The organism is Stenotrophomonas sp. 99219_Sma (assembly GCF_056480785.1).
Genome location: NZ_CM151117.1, coordinates 3,522,330 through 3,541,472, shown reverse-complemented (window position 1 = coordinate 3,541,472; position 19,143 = coordinate 3,522,330). Strand labels below are relative to the sequence as shown.

The following is a 19,143-nucleotide window of genomic DNA, read 5'->3' as shown; positions in this document are numbered from 1 at the left end:
CCTTGTGGAATCGTTGGCCTTCACAATAAACCGGTCGTGATGACTGGTCGCTTTCAAAGTTTTGAACGAACCGATTGATGAACTCTATCGATAAAAATCCATCGCCCCGCCTGCGCCAACAGCGCGCCGCCATCGACGGCGCCATGAGCCGCGACCGGGGCCGTTTGCTGGGGATGCTCTCGCGATGCCAGGCCAAGCCACAGGATGCGGCATTGGCCGCCACTTTCGAGCAGGCCTTGCAGGCGTCGGTGCAGCGCCGGATGACACGGGCGCAGCAGCAGCCGTCCATTACTCTGGACCCGCAGCTGCCGATTGCGCGTGAAGCCGACGCCATCATCGGGCTGATCCGCGACCACCAGGTCGTGGTGATCGCTGGTGAAACCGGCTCGGGCAAGACCACCCAGCTGCCGAAACTGTGCCTGGCCGCAGGCCGTGGCCAGGCCGGCATGATCGGCTGCACCCAGCCGCGACGGATTGCCGCACGTGCGGTGGCCAGCCGCGTGGCGCAGGAACTGCAGAGCGAACTGGGCCAGCTGGTCGGCTACCAGGTGCGCTTCAACGACAAGGTCAGCGAAGACAGCCGAATCAAGTTCATGACCGACGGCATCCTGCTGGCGGAAATCGCCAGTGACCGCTGGTTGTCGAACTACGACACGATCATCGTCGACGAGGCGCACGAACGCAGCCTCAACATCGACTTCCTGCTGGGCTACCTGAAGCAGCTGCTGCGTAAGCGCCCGGACCTGAAGCTGATCGTCACTTCGGCCACCATCGACACCGAACGCTTCGCCCAGCATTTCGACAATGCGCCGGTGATCAGCGTTGAAGGCCGCACCTACCCGGTGGAAGTGCGCTACCGCGCGCTGGAAGGCGAGGGCGAGCAGGAGGGCGAGCGCACCGTCAACGACGCCATCGTGTCGGCCATCGACGAAATCACCCGTCTGGATTCGCGCGGCGACGTGCTGATCTTCCTGCCGGGCGAGCGCGAGATCCGCGATGCGCACCAGTCGCTGGAACGCCGCAAGTACCGCAATACCGAGGTGCTGCCGCTGTACGCGCGCCTGTCCAACCAGGACCAGGACCGGGTGTTCAACCCCGGCCCGAACCGCCGCATCGTGCTGGCCACGAATGTGGCGGAAACCTCGCTGACGGTGCCACGCATCCGCTACGTGGTCGATCCGGGCTTTGCCCGCGTCAAGCGCTACAGTCCGCGCAACAAGCTCGACCGTCTGCACATCGAGCCGATCTCGCAGGCCAGCGCCAATCAGCGCAAGGGTCGCTGCGGCCGTATCGCCGAGGGTATCTGCTACCGCCTGTACGCCGAGGCCGATTTCCAGGCGCGGCCCGAGTTCACCGATCCGGAAATCCGCCGCTCCAGCCTGGCCGGGGTGATCCTGCGCATGCTGCAGCTGGGCCTGGGCCGCATCGAAGAGTTCCCGTTCTTGGAAGCGCCGGACGAGCGTGCGGTGGCCGATGGCTGGCAGCAGCTGACCGAACTGGGCGCGATCGACGCCGAGCGGCGCATGACCACCATCGGCAAGCAGATGGCACGCCTGCCGGTGGACGTGAAGCTGGCGCGCATGCTGGTGGCGGCGCAGGCTGCCGGCTGCCTGCGGCCGATGCTGGTGATCGCCTCGTTCCTGGGCATCCAGGACCCGCGCGAACGCCCGCCGGAAGCGCGTGGCGCGGCCGACAGCGCGCATGCGCAGTTCGCCGATGGGCGGTCAGAGTTTGTCGGAGTGCTGCGCCTGTGGGATGCCTATCGGCAGGCCCATGAAGACCTGACCCAGTCCAAGCTGCGTGACTGGTGCGGCCGCCACTTCCTTGGCTTCCTGCGCATGCGCGAGTGGCGCGAGCTGCATCGCCAACTGCGCCTGCTGTGCGAGGAACTGGGCTGGAAGGAAGAAGCCAACGAGGCCTCGATGGCACCGCTGCTGGCCGGCAGCAGTGCACCGGCTCCGGCGCGCGATGACGCCGCTGCAGTGAAGGCCACCCGTGGCCAGCTGCACCGTGCCGCGCGCCTGGCCCGCGAAGGCAAGGCCGAGGCGGCCCCGGCGCCAGTGCCCGTGCGTGCGCAGAAGGAACAGGCACCGGTGGGCGGCGGTTTCAGCGAACGCGTGCGTGCCGCTGCGTACCAGACCCTGCATCGGGCGCTGGTGGCGGGCCTGCCGACGCAGATCGGCCACCGCACCGAGAAGGGTGACTTCCAGGCGCCGCGCCAGCGCCGCTTCCTGCCGTTCCCGGGCTCGGCGCTGTCCAAGCGTCCGCCGCCGTGGCTGCTGGTGGCCAATCTGCTGGATACGCAGAAGGTGTGGGGCATGACCCTGGCGGCGATCGAGCCGGACTGGGTCATCGCCGAGCTGCCGCACCTGCTGCTGCGCAAGCACTTCGACCCGCACTGGTCGCGCGCGCAGGGCCAGGTGCTGGCCTCCGAGCAGATCAGCCTGTTCGGCCTGGTGCTGGCGCCGAAGAAGCCGGTGCACTACGCCCGCATCGCGCCGGGCGAGGCACATGACATCTTCGTGCGCCAGGCGCTGGTGACCGGCGAGATCAACACCCGCGCCAGCTTCGTGGCCGACAACCAGAAAGTGCTGGAGGTCGCCCGCGAAGAAGAAGCCAAGCTGCGCCGCGCCGGCATCGTCGCCGACGAGGACTGGCAGGCGCGCTGGTACCTGGACAGGGTGCCGCCGCAGATCCATTCGGCCGCGGGGCTGGATACCTGGTGGAAGGGGCTGGCGCCGGAACAGCGCAAGACCCTGCACTGGTCGCTGGTCGATCTGTTGCCGGGTGAGGGCAGCGAACAGGAGCGTTACCCGAAGTACCTGCCGCTGGGCCAGGCGCGCCTGCCACTGCATTACCGCTTCGAACCGGGTGCCGACGACGATGGCGTGACCCTGGACGTACCGCTGCACCTGCTCAACGCACTGGACCCGGTGCAACTGGGCTGGCTGGCGCCGGGTTTCGTCGCCGACAAGGCCTCGGCACTGATCCGCAGCCTGCCCAAGGCGATGCGCCGCAACTACGTGCCGGCACCGGACTTCGGCCGCGCGTTCTACGAGGCGTTCCCGCAGCCCAGCGCCGATGCCATTACCGGCGAACTGGCGCGCTTCCTGTCACGTGCGACCGGCGCAACGGTGACCGCGCTCGATTTCGAGCCTGGTTCGATCGAACCGCACCTGCACATGAACCTGCGGCTGCGCGACGAGCAGGGCAAGGTGCTGGCGACCTCGCGCGATCTGGACGCACTGCGCGCGAAATTCGGTGGTCGTGCCGGCGATGCGTTCGCTGCACGCGCTGGGCGCGAGATGGCCGCCGATGGCCTGCGCACGTTCCCGGCCACGCCGATTCCGCTGCAGGTACCCGGTGAAGCGGGCGTGCCGGCCTATCCGGCGCTGCTGGACGAGGGCGACAGCGTGGCGCTGCGCATCTTCGCCGATCGCCAGCAGGCGCAGGAGGCCCATCCGCTGGGCGTGCGCCGGCTGCTGGAGATTGCCCTGGCCGAGAAGGTGAAGCAGGCGCGCAAGCAGCTGCCGGTCGGTGCCAAGACCGGCCTGTTGTATGCGGCGATCGAGTCGCAGGAGCGCCTGCGTGGTGACCTGGTCGATGCGGCGATGAACGCGGTGCTGGCCGAGGGGCTGGAAGACATCCGCGATGCGGCAGCCTTCGAGCAGCGTCGTGAGCATGCGGCCAAGGCGCTGTTCGGCGAGGCCATGTCGCGGCTGAAGCTGGCCGAAACCATCCTGGCGCTGGTGGCGGAACTGAAGCCGATGCTGGAAGCACCGTTGATGGGTTGGGCGCGCGGCAATCTGGACGACATGGAAGCGCAGCTTGTCGGGCTGATCCATCCCGGCTTCCTGCGTGACACGCCGGCCGACGCGCTGGCGCAGTACCCGCGCTATCTGAAGGCGATGATCCTGCGTACCGAGCGTGCCAAGCGTGATCCGCCACGTGACCAGGCACGCATGCTGGAACTGCATCCGTTCCTGGAGGCGTTGGCAGCGGGGGAGCAGCAGGGACTGCGCGAACGCCCGCAATGGCAGGCGCTGCGCTGGGATCTGGAAGAGCTGCGGGTGTCACTGTTCGCGCAGGAGCTGGGTGCGCGCACCGGCATCTCGGCGAAGAAGCTGGCGCAGCGGGTGACCGCATTGCGCCAGGCGTGACGTCGTTGCTGCAGAGCCGAGCCCACGCTCGGCTCTGCAGCAACGTCACGGCGTTACTTGGTTCGGCGCACCTTCGGCTGGGTGTTCACGCCGTCGACCTTCAGGTACCACACGCCCATCACACCGGGCTTGATGCTGACGGCGGGGGACTGCTTGCGCACACCGGCCAGGGTGCTTGCATCGGTCTGCTCCCATTCCTGGCCGTTGTCCAGCACGTAGACGCGGCCTTTGCCGAAGCCGCGGAACTCGCCCTGCAGCACGCCGGTGATCGGCTCGCTGCTGCCGAAATCGAAGAAGCCGCGATTCTTCACGATCACTTCCTGACGGCCTTCCTCGCGCGCCGTTTCCCGTACGGCCGCAACCGCCTGGGTGGTGGCCGCTTCGACCTTGCCCTGCAGCCAGCGGTTCAGCGTGGCCAGTTCCTGCGCGTTGAGCTTGTCCAGGCCGGCCGCCTTGAACTCGGCCGGTGACATCTGCTGCTGCAGGTCACCCTCCACCACGCGCTGGGCCAGCGCAGGCGCCGACAGGGACAGCAACAGTGCGGCACAGGCCAGCAGCCGTAGGCGGAAACGCGGGACGATCGAGGACATGTCGGGACTCTCCTGGGTTTGCCCGCGAGTGTAGCGGCATGTCTTCATGCCGGGTGATGGTGGCCGCGGTGATTGTCCCTGAACGGCGCCGGCGCTAGTGTAGGGGCCTCTGTCTTGCCTGCTCGATGCTGTGAACCGCGCTTCCGTCCCCGGCCTGGATGCCTTGTTGAACCGCCCCTCGGCAGCCGTGCTGCCTGCTCCGCTGCGCCAGGCCCTGCGCGGGCACTGGGAAGCACCGGACTGCGACCATCAGATGCGCGCCAGCTGGTCGGTGCTGGGCGACACCCTCGACGCACTGGCGATGCTCTCGGCCGACGAAGGCGCGGTGGTCGCGGCCCTGCTGTTCGATCTGCCCGGCCTGCGCGCCAGCCTGGAGCAACTGCCGCTGGGCAATCACAAGGCCGCAGTGATCGGCCTGCTGGATGGCCAGGATGCGGCCGATCCGGTCTGGGCACTGCATGCCGGCCGTGAGGCCGGGCGCAACAGCGAGGGCCTGCGCCGCCTGCTGCTGGCGATCATCCGTGACCTGCGCGTGGTGCCCATCCTGCTGGCGCGGCAGCTGGCGCGCATGCGCGCGGCCGACAAGCTGGACGACGAGCAACGCCGCGCGCTGGCGCAGCTGACCCGCGACATCCATGCGCCGTTGGCCAACCGTCTGGGCATCTGGCAGCTGAAGTGGGAGCTGGAGGACCTGGCGTTCCGCCACCTGGAACCGGAGACCTACCGGCGCATTGCGCGGGAGGTGGACGAAACCCGCATCGCCCGCGAGCGTTACGTCGAGAACGTCAAGAAGGTGCTGTCGCGCGAACTGGTCGCGCAGGGCATCAAGGCCGAGGTCAGTGGCCGCCCGAAGCACATCTACAGCATCTGGCGGAAGATGCAGAAGAAGCGGCTGGCGTTCGACCAGCTGTACGACATCCGTGCGGTGCGCGTCATGGTCGACGATGTCGCCGCCTGCTACGCCGCGCTGGGCGTGGTGCATGCACTGTGGGCGCCGGTGCCCAGCGAGTTCGACGACTACATCGCCCGGCCCAAGGCCAACGACTATCGCTCGCTGCATACCGCCGTGGTCGGCCCGGAAGGGCGCACCATCGAAGTGCAGATCCGTACCCACGAGATGCATTCGCAGGCCGAGCTGGGCGTGGCCGCGCACTGGAAGTACAAGGAAGGCGGCAAGGGCGCGGAGAAGTCCTTCGACCGCAAGATCACCTGGATGCGCCAGCTGCTGGAGCAGGCGCAGGACGGGCAGGGCAATGAACTGGCCGGGGCGCTCGATGCCGAGCTGACCGAGGACCGGGTCTATGCACTGAGCCCGAAGGACGAGGTGCTGGACCTGCCGCAGGGCGCCACGCCGCTTGATTTCGCCTACCAGGTGCACACGATGGTGGGCCACCGCTGCCGTGGTGCGAAGGTCAATGGCCGTATCGTGCCGCTGACCTACCGCCTGCGCAGCGGCGACCGCGTCGAGATCCTGACCGGCAAGGAGGCCGATCCGCGCCGCGACTGGCTGATGCCGGCCAACGGCTTCCTGGCCAGCAACCGCTCGCGCGAAAAAGTACGCAGCTGGTTCCACAAGCTGGACCGCGCGCGCAACGTGCAGGCCGGGCGCGAGCTGCTCGAGCGCGAGCTGAAGCGTCTGGGCCTGCAGCATTCTGATCTGGCGGTGGCGGCGAAGAAGTTCCATGCCGACAGCGTTGACGACCTCTACATCCAGGTGGCGCTGGGTGACACCGGCCCGAACCAGGTCAGTCGTACCCTGCTGGAAGCCGAACGTGCAGCGAGCCAGCCGACGCCCGCGCCAGCCCTGCCGCGGCCGACCGCGCGCCGCGAGAACCTGGGCAAGTCCAAGTTCACCGTGCAGGGCGTGGGCAACCTGCTGGTGCAGCTGGCGCGTTGCTGCCAGCCAGTGGCCGGTGAACCGATCGTCGGCTACCTGACCCGTAGCCGGGGTGTCACCGTGCATCGTGCAGACTGTGCCGCGCTGGCCCGGCTGGCAGCCACCAGCCCGCAGCGCATCCTGCCGGTGGAGTGGGGCCAGGCCGGTGGCGGCTACGAAGTGGACGTGGTGGTCACTGCGGTCGACCGCCGCTGGCTGCTGAAGGACATCACCAACCTGATCGCCCAGGAAGACGCCTACGTGCTCGACATCCACAGTGACAACGTGCGCAACAGTGGCCGTGCCCACCTGCGCCTGCGCCTGAAGGTGAGCGACTACGGCCAGCTGTCGACCCTGCTGGGCAAGCTGGATGCGCTGCCCGGCGTGAGCGAGGCGCGTCGCCTCGGCTGAGCTTCACGCTGCCCCGGCTACCCTGCACGCATGGAACGCGAGCCTCCGCATCGCCCGCATGGCGCTGAACATCCTGCGCTGGACCGCGTCCGCCGCGAAGGCCGTTGGTGGTGGCTGCAGGCACGTCACGCGCGCCGGGTGTGGCGCTGGGCGCTGGTCGCGGCGCTGGCGGTGTTCGTGCTGCTGGTGCTGCTGCGCAAGCCGCTGGCCGACTGGTTCTGGGATGAGCCTCAGATTGAACAGTTGCTGGCCGAAGGCGATCGCGCACTGGCGGCTGGGCGGCTGAGTGCCGCCGATGGCAGTGGTGCGCGTGAGCGCTACCAGGCCGTGCTGGCGCTGGATGGTGATCGTCCGCAGGCCCGTGAGGGGCTGGCCCGTACCGGCGCCGCGGCCCTGCAGCAGGCCAGCGAAAAACTGCAGGCCAACGACCTCGAAGGCAGCGCGCAGGCGCTGGCACTGGCCCGGGAACTGCAGGTGCCGCAGGGCGATGCGGACGCCGTGGCACGCCAGCTGCAGGCCCGGCGCAGCGCAGGCGCCGGCGTCGGTGCACTGCTGGCGCAGGCGCGCAACGCCTTTGCAGCGGGCCGGCTGGACGACGGTGACAGCAGCGCGCTGCCCCTGTTCCAGCGCATCCTGGTACTGCAGCCGGACAATCTGCCGGCGCTGGAAGGTCGCGAGGACGCACTGAGCGATCTGCTGCAGCAGGCCCGCATCCTGGCCGGACGCGGCGAACTGGCCGAGGCAGCCGCGATGCTGCAGCGTGCGCGCCAGTTCGATGCCGGCCACGCCGATCTGCCCGCCAGCCAGGAAGCATTGGCACAGGCCGTCGACCAGCGCCTGCGCCAGGCCCAGCGCGCCTTGCAGCGTCGGCAGCTGGAATCCGCAGCGAAGGGATTCCTCGCCGTGCTGGCAGTGGCGGTTGATGATTCCAGTGCCCAGCGCGGCCGCGAACAGACCTTGCAGGCGGTGCTGGCACGCAGCCAGCAGCAGGCCGACGATTTCCAGTTCGAAGCGGCGCAGGCCGATGCCGCGCTGGCAGCGGAACTGGGTGCTTCGCCGGCCGCGCAACAGCAGCTCGCGCAACGCCTGCAGCGCGCCCAACAGGCGCAGAAGGCGCTGCAGCAGCCGGCGGTCAGCAACACGCAGCGCGAGCGCCAACTGCGCGACCACCTGCGCAGGATCGAGCGCGCCGAACGTGCCGGGCAATGGATCAGCCCCCCCGGGCACAGTGCGTTCGACGCGTTGCGCGAAGCGCAGTCACTGGCGCCACGCGATGCACGGGTGAAGGCTGCCGCAGCGCGGCTGCTGCCCGCCAGTCGCCGCTGCTTCGACGACAACCTGCGGCAGAATCGCGTGCAGGCGGCCGGTGCCTGCCTGCAGGCGTGGCAGACTCTGTCGCCGACCGCGGCCGGGCTTCCCTCGGCACGCCTGCGCCTGGCCCAGCGCTGGCTGGCGATCGGCAGCGAACGGCTCGGCAACGGCGATCTGGCTTTCGCGGCACACGCCGCCGAACAGGCCCGGTTGCTGCAACCGGACCTGGCCGAGCTGCCGGCGTTCGAAGACCGCCTGCGCCGCGCCGGCGGTCGCCCGGATTAGGTGAAGAACACCCGCTGCACGGTCGCGCGGGCAGCGTCGAGGGAGAAGTGCTCTGCGATGTTGGCCAGGCCGGCGTCGGACAACTGCTGCCACAGCTGCGGATCCTGGTACAGGCGGACCACCGCATCGGCGAAGCCCGCCGCATCATCCGCCACCAGCACGTCCTGGCCCGGGTGCAGGTGCATTCCTTCCACAGCGCAGGTGGTACCTACCACCGGCTGGCCATGGGCCATGCTCAGGTTGATCTTGCCCTTCACGCCGGCGCCGAAACGCAGCGGCGCGATGGAAATGCGTGCGCCGTCCATGTAGGGCGTGATGTCCTCGACGAAACCGTGCATCTGCACGCCGGGTTGGCGTGCGGCCAATGCCAGCAGCGATTCCGGTGTGGCGGCACCGATGCAGTGCAGGCGTACCTCGGGCAGGCGGGCGCGGATGCCGGCAAAGACTTCGCCGATGAACCACTCCATGGCATCCAGGTTCGGCGGATGGCGGAAGCCGCCGACAAACACCAGATCATGGCGCTGTTCGAACGGCTTGCCGGCGCCGGCGACGTCGTGCAGGTTGGAGATCAGCTCCACCTGCACGGAAGGGGCGTCGGCCTGCAGCTGCTCGCGCTCGGCGGCACTGACCAGCACGGTGACGTCGCACTGCTCCATCACCGCCAGCTCGCTGGCGCGGGTACGCTCGGCGGCGCGCAGCAACCCGGCATCACCGGCGACTTCGGCACCACGACGTTCGCGCAGGTAGTGCAGGTCCACGGTGTCGAACACGGTGCGGGCCTGCGGCGCATAGCGCTTCAGCAGCGGCAGGCACTCGTGGGCGACATGGTGGCGGACCAGCAGCGCCACGTGGAAACGCGCACCGTGCGTTCGCAGCCAGCTGGCGACGCCATCGAGGAACGGCGCATACCAGACTTCCACGCCCATCCGCTGCAGTGCTTCGGTGGCGGCACCGCCATGTTCGCGGCGGGTGGGAACAAACACCACATGAGCGCCGCCCTGCAGCAGCAGGCGGATCAGGTTCACCTGGCGCAGTGACGCCGAATCGCGATCCGGCTGGGGTACTTCCTCGTCCAGGATCAACACCTGGCGTCGGCCACGCAGCAGCAGCGCGGGTGACGGCACTTCGCCCACCGCCGGATGGTGGGCCAGCTCGGTGGCCCAGCGGGCGGCGAAGATGGCCTGGTTGCGCACCTGGTAGGCCTTCACCCCGCTGCCGGTATCGGTGCCGTTGCTGGTGCCTTCATCGTGGATCACCCGGCTGGCTGGTTGCACCAGCACACGCAGGCCCTGGGCGCGAACGCGGAAGGCCAGATCGGTGTCCTCGTAGTACGCCGGCTTGTAACGGGTATCGAAGCCGCCCAGCTGCTGCCAGAGGGCGCGCGGCAGCATCAGCGCCGCGCCGGAGCAGTAGTCGACGTCCCGCAGGCTGGCAAAGCGTGGGTCGTCCGCCGCCTCGAAACGGCCGTAGCTCCAGCCGCTGCCGTTGGCGAAGATCACACCCCCTGATTCCTGCAGGCGGCCATCCGGGTACAGCAGCTGGCTGCCGACCAGGCCGGCGTCGGGTGTGCTGGCGAACGTGTCCAGCAGGGCATCCAGCCAGCCCGGCTGTGGCACCGTATCGTTGTTGAGCAGCACCACATAGCGGCCGCGTGCGCGCGACACGCCATCGTTGCAGGCCTCGATGAAGCCGCCGTTGTGCTCGCGCACCTCATAGCGCAGTCCGGCGACCTGCGGCATCCACTGCACGGTGGCGTCGCTGCTGCCGTCATCCACGACCAGGATCTCGCACGCCGCCAGCGGCGGATGTGCCGCCAGGGCGCGCAGGCAGGCCAGGGTATGGCCGACGTGGTTGTAGACCGGGATGACGATACTCACTTCCGGCGTTTCGCTGAACGGCACCGTGAAGGGGGCGAAATCCTGTGCCGGCGGCAGGAACAGCGGCGTTCGCGGCGCGGGAACGGCGCGCTGGGTATGCACGCGGATGCGCTGCCAGGTCGCCCGCCACCCACGGGTACGCAGGCTGGCCAGGCTCCGGCGGGCCAGGCCCGTGAGGCGGTTGATCAGGTATCGGATCTCGGCCAGGGACATCGCCATCCGGTTGCAACTCCAGCTTAAGCAGGGGAACCTGGGAGAATTCGCCAGCCGCAGCGGCTGGGGTAGACTCGCCAGACCCTACATTCTCGCATTCCCGTGCCCCGACGCTACGATTCCGACGACATCGACGATTTCGACGACGACGACCAGCAGGACAACGGCCCGCTGTGGCGGCGCCGGCTGATCACCTGGAGCATGGCTGCGGTCGCGTTGGGATTGGGTTTCCTCATTCCCTATACGCTGTACCTGAACCAGCAGGTGACCCAGCGTTTCGGCGAGCTGCGCTGGCAGATCCCGACGCGCGTCTACGCGCGCCCGCTGGTGCTCACCCCCGGCAAGGCGATGGATGCGTCCACGCTGAAGACCGAGCTGGCCGCCTCCGCCTACCGCGATGACGGCCAGGGCAAGGAGCCGGCCACCTATGCGGTGAACGGCGGGCGCTTCGTCATCTCCAGCCGCGGCTACAACGACGTCGATGGCCGGGTTGCCCCGCGCCGGCTCGAGCTGTCACTGGCCGATGGTGCGGTCGCCTCGCTGCGCGACGCCGACAACCGCAAGGCCTTGAAGGCCGCGCGGTTGGACCCGGCCCGCATCGCCACCCTGTACGGCCAGAAGCAGGAAGAACGCCGCCTGATCCGCATGGACGAGGCGCCGGACCTGCTGGTGACCGGCCTGCAGGCGGTGGAGGACAAGGACTTCAACCGCCACCACGGCATCGACCTGTCCGGCATCGCCCGTGCGGTGTGGGTAACCATCCGCTCCGGTGGCCAGAGCCGTCAGGGCGCCTCTACGCTGACCCAGCAGCTGGCCCGCAGCGGCCTGCTTGGCATCGGCAAGGAGCAGACGGTTACCCGCAAATTCAACGAAGTGCTCTACGCGCTGATCATGGAAGCGCGCTACGACAAGCGCACCATCTTCGAGGCCTACCTCAACCAGGTGTATCTGGGCCAGCGTGGCAGCCAGGCGATCCATGGCATGTCCTCTGGCGCCGAGTTCTGGTTCGGTCGCGACCTGCAGTCGCTGGAGACCGAGCAGATCGCGCTGCTGATCGGCCTGGTCAAGGGCCCGTCCTTCTACGACCCGCGGCGCAATCCGGAACGCGCGCTGGATCGCCGCAACTTCGTGCTGGGCAAACTGCACGAAGCCACGCTGATCGATGACGCCGAGTACCAGCGTGCGTTGAAGGCCCCGCTGGGCGTGCCCAAGACGCCGGGCCTGGTTGCCGCCAACCGCTTCCCCGCCTATGTCGATCTGGTCCGCCGCCAACTGGGTCACGACTATCCGGAATCTGCCCTGCAGGGCGCCGGCCTGAGCGTGATGACCGGCATGTCGCCGTCCGCGCAGGCCTATGCCGAAGGCGCGGTGACCCGCACCATCAAGTCGCTGGAGAGCAAGCGTCGCCCCGAACTGCAGGCCGGCATGGTGCTGACCGACGTGCACAACGGTGACGTGCTGGCGGTAATCGGCAGCCGTGAAGTGTCCGAAGTCGGCTTCAACCGTGCGATCGAAGCACAGCGCCCGGTCGGCTCGTTGCTGAAGCCGTTCGTGTACCTGCTCGCGTTGGCGCAGCCGGACCGCTACTCGCTGGCCAGCTGGGTCGACGATTCACCGGTGACCGTGCAGCTCGGCCGCGGCCGCAACTGGAATCCCGGCAATGCCGACAACCGCAGCCACGGCACCGTGCGCCTGATCGACGCGCTGGCGCATTCCTACAACCAGGCCACGGTGCGCGTGGGCATGCAGGTCGGCCCCGAGCGCGTGACCCAGCTGATCCACGTGCTGGCCGGCATCAAGGCCGAGGCGAATCCGGCGGTGATTCTCGGTTCGACCGACCAGAGCCCGTACGCGATGGCCCAGCTGTACCAGTTCCTCGCGTCCGGTGGCGAAATCCAGCCGCTGCATGCGGTGCGTGGCGTGCTCGATCCGCAGGGCAAGCTGCTCAAGCGTTACGACAAGACCCCGGCACCGGCCCAGGAAGGCGACTCGATTGCCGCCAACCTGATCAGTGTCGGCCTGCAGCAGGTGGTTGCCAGCGGCACCGCGCAGCGGCTCAACGCCGATGGCCTCGGCCGCCTGCAGCCGGCCGGCAAGACCGGTACCACCAACGATGGCCGCGACAGCTGGTACGCCGGTTACACCGGCGATCATCTGGCGGTGATCTGGATCGGCAACGACCAGAACGAGCAGGCCGGCCTGTACGGTGCCACCGGCGCGATGCGGGTCTGGTCGGGCATCTTCCAGCGCCTGCCGAGTGCGCCGCTGCGGGTCAGCAACAAGGGCCTGGACTGGCAGTCGGTGGCGCCGACCGGACTCAACAGCACGGATGAAGGCTGTCCGGGCGCGCGTCGTTTCCCGTTCGTGGTGGGCTACGCGCCGGCCTATGCACCGTGTGCGCCGGCGGTGTCGCCGGACGGGCAGGGTGCCGAAGGCGAGGGCGGTGGCTGGCGTAGCTGGTTCGGCCTGGACCGCAAGCCTGAGCCGCCTGCTGAACCTGCTGCGGCGCCCGCCGCCGCCACTCCTCCTCCGAGCCGATGATGCCGATGAACATGCGATCCATGCTGCAGCCCCTGGCCCTGACCGGCCTCAGCCTGGCCCTGGCCGCCTGCGTCAGCAGCGCACCGCCGGTGGCCAAGCCGCCGGTTGATACCACTACGCCGGCACAGCGCCTGGCTGCGGTGGATGCGGCCGCAGGTCCGGACGACAAGGAGCTGTCGGTGCAGCCGCTGCGTGATTCGCAGGTGGAAGACCTGCGGGTGACCGCACAGACGCAGCGCCAGGCCAACGACCTGGCCGGTGCCGCCAGCAGCCTGGACCACGCGCTGGAAATCGTGGCCGGTGACCCGGCGGTGTTGCAGGAGCGTGCCGAGCTGGCGCTGCTGCAGGGCCAATGGGCACAGGCTGAGACGTTCGCGCGCAAGGCGGTGGATCTGGGCTCGAAGACCGGGCCGCTGTGCCGCCGGCACTGGGCGACGATCGAGCAGTCGCGTCTGGCGCGCGGCGAGAAGGAGAATGCGGTGTCGGCGCATGCGCAGCTGGAAGGCTGCACCGTGCCGGGGATCAAGCGGTACTGAGTTTCCGGCCAACGGCGCAGCCCCTCGTGGCTGGGCATACTGCGTAGAGTCGAGCTTGCTCGACTGCGGGTCGGCGAGGTGGGCCGGGCGGGTGAGCTGCGCAGGGGGCGCTGCAAGCACGTCCGTGTAAGCTCGGTCGCCGCATCCATGCGGCTCACGCCCCTGCGCAGCCCACCCGCCCGGCCCCTGGCAGTTTCCGTGTGCGTCCAGCCACGGAAAAGAAAAAATCAGATCAAGAGCGGGTCGCGCGCTGCGCGCACTCGCCGTCATTCTTCTTTCCTGTTCCACCCACCGCTTCTGAAATCCCAGTCGAGCAAGCTCGACGCTACACCGCCCGTGCATCCGTCACCGGGAAACTGTCGAGGGTGGGACGGGAGGGGCAGGCAGGACCGTTGGCGCCATGGATGGCGCCATCGAGCCCCCATGGATGGGTTTACGGCGTGTCCTGCCTGCCCCTCCCGCCCCACCCTGCACGCAGAAACCCAGAGCCGTGAACAACACCGTTGCCGTTGCTGGTGCTCTGGCTCTGGCTTGAAACGGGTGCCGGGCAGCGCCCGGCCGGGTATCCTTTCCCTCTGATGTCCGACCTTGTCCATGCCAGCCGCGAAGCCCTCAGCGACGGCGGCGCGCTCGCCTCGCACCTGGATGCATTCGTCCCGCGTCCGGCACAGCTGCACCTGACCGAAGCCATCGCCGATGCGCTGCAGCAGCGTGATCTGCTGCTGGCCGAGGCCGGTACCGGCACCGGCAAGACGTTTGCCTATCTGGTGCCGGTGCTGCTGTCCGGGTTGCGCACCATCATCTCCACAGGCACCCGCGCGCTGCAGGACCAGCTCTACCACCGCGATCTGCCACGGGTGCGTCAAGCACTCGGGGTCGGCCTGCGCAGTGCGCTGCTGAAAGGGCGTGCGAACTACCTGTGCCGCTATCGCCTGCAGCAGGCGCGCGGCGAGCCGCGTTTTTCCAGCCCTGAACAGGCGGCGCAGTTCCAGCGCATCCTGGCCTGGTCCGGTCGCTCGGAGTTCGGTGACATCGCCGAGCTCGACGGGCTGGCCGACGACTCCCCATTGCTGCCGATGGTCACCTCCACCGTCGACAACTGCCTGGGCACCGATTGCCCGTTCTGGGATGACTGCTTCGTGGTGCGTGCGCGGCAGCGTGCACAGGCTGCCGATGTGGTGGTGGTCAACCATCACCTGCTGCTGGCCGATCTGGCCCTGAAGCAGGATGGCTTCGGTGAACTGCTGCCGGGCGCCCAGGCCTTCGTCATCGACGAGGCGCACCAGTTGCCCGAACTGGCCGCGCAGTTCTTCGGCGAGGGTTTTGGCATGCGCCCGTGGCAGGAGCTCGGGCGCGATTGCCTGGCTGAAGCACGCGGTGTGGGCGGCGCGCAGTCGGCGCTGCAGGAACCGGTCGACCAGTTGCAGCAGGCGCTGCTGGCGCTGCGTTCGGCGATGGAGGGACTGCCTCCGCGTGGCACGCAATGGCGCGCGCTGGCGATGCCACAGGTGCGCGACGGATTCGATACGGTGATGGCAGGGTTGGTGACCCTGGAGCAGGCATTGCAGCCGCTGCGCGAAGCGGCGGCGGGTCTGGATGCCTGTCATGCGCGGGCGCGCGAGGCGGTCTCGCGGCTCAGCCGCTGGCTGGGCGATGACGAACCCACTCTCGATTTCGACACCGATCCGTCGGAAGCGAGCAGTGCGGCCGATGTGCTCTGGTACGAGCTTACGCCGCGTGGTTTCCGTTGCCAGCGCACGCCGATGGATGTGTCCGGTCCGCTGCGTGAGCATCGCGAGCGCAGCCGTGCCGCGTGGATCTTCACTTCGGCAACGCTGACCGTTGGCGGTGGTTTCGATCACATCGCCACCCGCCTGGGCCTGGACGATCCGCACACGCTGGTGCAGCCAAGCCCGTTCAATTGGCCCGAGCAGGCGCTGTGCTACCTGCCCGAAGGCCTGCCCGATCCGGCGGCGCGCGGGTTTGGCACCGCGCTGATCCAGACCTTGCGGCCGGTGTTGCAGGCCTCGCAGGGCAGGGCCTTCCTGTTGTTCGCCTCGCACCGTGCATTGCGTGAGGCCGCCGAGGCATTGCGCGACGGGCCGTGGCCGCTGTTCGTGCAGGGTGAGGCGCCGCGTGCGACGCTGCTGCAGCGCTTCCGTGAATCGGGCAATGGCGTGCTGCTGGGCTCGGCCAGTTTCCGCGAGGGCGTGGATGTGGTCGGCGAAGCGCTGAGCGTGGTGATGATCGACAAGCTGCCGTTCGCGGCGCCGGATGACCCGGTGTACGAGGCGCGGCTGGAGGCGATCCGCAGCCAGGGCGGCAATCCGTTCCGCGACGAGCAATTGCCGCAGGCGGTGATCGCGCTGAAGCAGGGCGTCGGCCGCCTGATCCGCAGCGAGAGCGACCGTGGCGTGCTGGTACTGTGTGACCCGCGCCTGCTCAACCGTGGCTATGGCCGGGTCTTCCTCGATTCGCTGCCGCCGTTCCGGCGTACTCGCAGCCTGGCCGATGTGCAGGCCTTCTTTACGCCACAATGGTCGCCTGCGGCCGATGATGCGGCTGCCCCAGTCGCTGTTGCGACCGGCCCCGAGCCGGCGCCCGGTGCCACGTTCCCCTTGTTCTGACCCGATCCGATGAAACTGCTCGCCTTTGAAACCGCCACCGAAGCCTGTTCCGTTGCCCTGCATGTCGATGGGCAGGTGCTGGAACGCTTCGAGATCGCCCCGCGCCGGCACGCCGAACTGAGCCTGCCGTGGGCGGAGGCGCTGCTGGCCGACGCCGGCATCAGCCGCCGCCAGCTGGACGGCATCGCGCTCAGTCGCGGCCCCGGTGCGTTCACTGGCGTGCGCCTAGCGATTGCCATCGCCCAGGGCATCGCACTGGCACTGGACCGTCCGCTGCTGCCGGTCTCGACGCTGCAGGTGCTGGCGCTGCGGGCACCGGCCGAGGAAACGCAGATCCTGTCGGCGATCGATGCGCGGATGGGCGAACTCTACGTTGCCCGCTTCGAGCGCGTGGACGGCCTGCCGGTGGCGCGTGATGCCGAGCGCGTATGCGCACCCGCTGCGGTATCGCTGCCGGAAGGGCTGTCCGCCTACGGTGTGGGTACCGGGTTTGGTGCGGCCGAGGGTGCGCTTGTTACGCAGTTGGGCGCTGGCCTGCGCGGCGTTGATGCCACTGCGTTGCCGCGGGCGTCGGACGTGCTGGCACTGGCGGTGCCGGCCTTCGCCCGCGGCGAAGCCATCGCACCGGAGAAGGTCGAGCCGGCGTACCTGCGCGACAACGTGGCACTGACCCTGGTCGAGCAACAGGCCGCGCGCGAGGCGAAGGCGAAGGCCAACGGCTGAGCCCCTCGTGGCGGGGGGGGGGGGATCGCGTAAATCAAAAGCCGCGCTTGGCCGGGCGGGGTGGGTTCGCGGGGGACGCCGTGAACCCGTCCCTGGGGGCTTAGCCGCGCCATCCATGGCGCGGATACCCCCGCGAACCCACCCCGCCCGACCTCTGACAGTTTCCGTGTGCGTCCGCCACGGAAAATCAAAAGAAAATCAAAGTCAAAAGCGGATCGCTTCGCTCGCATCCACGCATAGCGTGGATGTGTGTCGACCAAGGTCGACACCTACCAACAGCGGAGCGGGACGCGATGCGCCGGGATCTGTCAGAGGTGGGGCGGGGTGGCTGGGCAGGACCGTTGGCGCCATGGGCCCGAGGCATGCCTCGGGCGGGTTGGGAAGGATGCCCAACCCCGGTCTTGCCGTGTGCGCAGGACAGCGCGGACGAGCAAGGCGCCATCGAGCCCCCAAGGTGAAGTGACCCCCGGGAGTTGGACACCAGATCCAACCCCGAGGGATACATGAACAAATACGACGCGCGTTTCAAACTGCAGGTCGCCAAAGAGGCCTGCAAGACCTCCACATCGGTCAAAGCCATTGCCCGTCGCCACGGCCTGGAGTTCTCCACGGTCAGGCGCTGGGTGGCGACCTATCGGCTGCATGGTAGGCGGGGATTTCATCGCCAGGCCCGGTCCTATGACCTCCCGTTCAAACTGGCTGTCCTGGAGAAGATGAGCCAGGACGGCTTGTCCGGGCGGGAGGCCACCACCTACTTTCAAATTGGCGATGCCGGCGCGGTGGGACGATGGCGGCGCCTGTATGCTCAAGGCGGTGCCCAAGCGTTGGCACCCCCTCCGCCGCCGCCCCGAAAGCCGATGAAAAAGACCCGTTCGTCCAAGCCACCTGAGGATATGAGCCGCGATGAGCTGCTCAAGGAAGTCGCCTATCTGCGTGCGGAGACCGACTACCTAAAAAAACTCGATGCCTTGATCCGGGAAGAGCAGGCGGCGCAGGACGCAAAGCGCAAGCCGTCCAAGGATTGAGGCAGGTTCATACGCTGTCGCTTCTGCTCGAAGCAGCTGAGCTGTCACGCAGTACGTTCTATTACCAGAACCATGTCCTGGCCCATCCGGATCAGGATGAGGCAGCCCTGTGCGAGCGCATCCGTGCAATCTACGATCAAAGCCAAGGGCGCTATGGCTATCGCACGGTGACGCTGGAATTAGCCAATCAGGGTCATCGGACCAATCACAAGCGGGTTCAGCGCCTGATGGGGGAGATGGGACTGAAATCGCGGGTGCGTGTGAAGCGCTACCAGGCCTTCAAGGGGGCGGCCAATGTTGTGGTTGGCAATGACCTCAATCGCCAGTTCCATGCCGAGCGGCCCAACCAGAAGTGGGTGACTGACGTGACCGAGTTCAAGGTGCAGGGCATGAAGCTGTACCTGTCGCCGATCATGGACCTCTACAACGGTGAAATCGTGGCTTATCAGATCAAGCGTCGGCCCGTATTTGATCTGGTGGGTCAAATGCTGGAGGAGGCCATCAAGAAGCTTTCCCCGGATGAGCGCCCCATGATCCACTCCGACCAGGGCTGGCAGTACCAGCATGAAAACTACCGGCATATGCTGGAAAAGCACTCGTTGAAGCAAAGCATGTCCCGGCGCGGCAACTGCCTGGACAATGCGGCGATGGAGAGCTTCTTTGGAACGCTGAAGTCGGAGTTCTTCTACCTGAACAGCTTTGACAGCCTCGAGAGTCTGGAGGCTGGGCTGGTGGAATACATCCAGTACTACAACGAAGAGCGCATCAAACTGAAACTGAAAGGTCTGAGCCCGATAAAGTACCGGGAGCAGGCCCAATCGGCCGCCTGACCCCGTCCAAGTCTCGGGGGTCACTTCAAGGATGGGTTTACGGCGTCTCCTGCCCAGCCACCCCGCCACACCAAATCCACAGTCCAACCGCCGCCTTTGACGTTGACGTTGACGTTGACGTTCAGCGGGTCCCGGGCC

At 67.8% G+C, this 19,143-nt stretch carries 10 protein-coding genes; 8 read left to right on the top strand and 2 right to left on the bottom strand.

Annotation, left to right across the window (positions count from 1 at the left end):
• Positions 1 to 77 precede the first annotated feature (77 nt).
• Entirely contained in the window at positions 78 to 4,160 is a 4,083-nt protein-coding gene (hrpA, locus tag ACZK13_RS16215) for an ATP-dependent RNA helicase HrpA (RefSeq protein WP_253145821.1), read from the top strand.
• Between the two features lie 53 nt (positions 4,161 to 4,213).
• Here the strand turns inward: hrpA and ACZK13_RS16210 are convergent, their stop codons facing one another.
• Positions 4,214 to 4,750, bottom strand: coding sequence for a hypothetical protein (locus tag ACZK13_RS16210; protein WP_032130197.1), 537 nt, complete (start codon positions 4,748 to 4,750; stop codon positions 4,214 to 4,216).
• 130 nt (positions 4,751 to 4,880) lie between these two features.
• On the opposite strand from ACZK13_RS16210, the gene ACZK13_RS16205 reads away from it, so the two are divergent.
• Positions 4,881 to 7,037, top strand: a complete 2,157-nt coding sequence (locus ACZK13_RS16205) for a RelA/SpoT family protein (RefSeq protein WP_049400498.1) — start codon at positions 4,881 to 4,883, stop codon at positions 7,035 to 7,037.
• Positions 7,038 to 7,067: 30 nt separating this feature from the next.
• Positions 7,068 to 8,633, top strand: coding sequence for a hypothetical protein (locus ACZK13_RS16200; RefSeq protein ID WP_253145831.1), 1,566 nt, complete (start codon positions 7,068 to 7,070; stop codon positions 8,631 to 8,633).
• On the opposite strand, the gene ACZK13_RS16195 is transcribed toward ACZK13_RS16200, so the two are convergent.
• Positions 8,630 to 10,729, bottom strand: a complete 2,100-nt coding sequence (locus ACZK13_RS16195) for a glycosyltransferase (RefSeq protein ID WP_134950716.1) — start codon at positions 10,727 to 10,729, stop codon at positions 8,630 to 8,632. The genes ACZK13_RS16200 and ACZK13_RS16195 overlap by 4 nt on opposite strands.
• A 96-nt stretch (positions 10,730 to 10,825) precedes the next feature.
• On the opposite strand from ACZK13_RS16195, the gene mrcB reads away from it, so the two are divergent.
• The 5 genes from mrcB (at position 10,826) to ACZK13_RS16170 (ending at position 19,005) form a co-directional block, all read left to right on the top strand.
• Positions 10,826 to 13,264: a penicillin-binding protein 1B gene (mrcB, locus tag ACZK13_RS16190; RefSeq protein WP_032130201.1), complete on the top strand. Its 2,439-nt coding sequence runs from the start codon at positions 10,826 to 10,828 to the stop codon at positions 13,262 to 13,264.
• Entirely contained in the window at positions 13,261 to 13,800 is a 540-nt protein-coding gene (locus ACZK13_RS16185) for a hypothetical protein (RefSeq protein ID WP_180837845.1), read from the top strand. The genes mrcB and ACZK13_RS16185 overlap by 4 nt, the downstream gene beginning before the upstream one ends.
• Positions 13,801 to 14,378: 578 nt before the next feature.
• Complete coding sequence (locus ACZK13_RS16180; RefSeq protein WP_125892802.1) at positions 14,379 to 16,427, top strand: DNA repair helicase YoaA; 2,049 nt, start codon at positions 14,379 to 14,381, stop codon at positions 16,425 to 16,427.
• A 9-nt stretch (positions 16,428 to 16,436) separates the two neighbouring features.
• The gene (gene tsaB / locus ACZK13_RS16175) at positions 16,437 to 17,150 is read left to right on the top strand and encodes a tRNA (adenosine(37)-N6)-threonylcarbamoyltransferase complex dimerization subunit type 1 TsaB (RefSeq protein WP_164081508.1); all 714 of its coding nucleotides are present in this window, start codon (positions 16,437 to 16,439) and stop codon (positions 17,148 to 17,150) included.
• A 503-nt stretch (positions 17,151 to 17,653) separates the two neighbouring features.
• Positions 17,654 to 19,005 (top strand): IS3-like element ISStma2 family transposase gene (locus ACZK13_RS16170; protein ID WP_132810585.1). Its coding sequence is split into 2 segments (ribosomal slippage): positions 17,654 to 18,101 and positions 18,101 to 19,005, totalling 1,353 coding nucleotides; the frame shifts between segments, so codons are not numbered across the junction.
• The last annotated feature ends 138 nt before the right edge of the window (positions 19,006 to 19,143 follow it).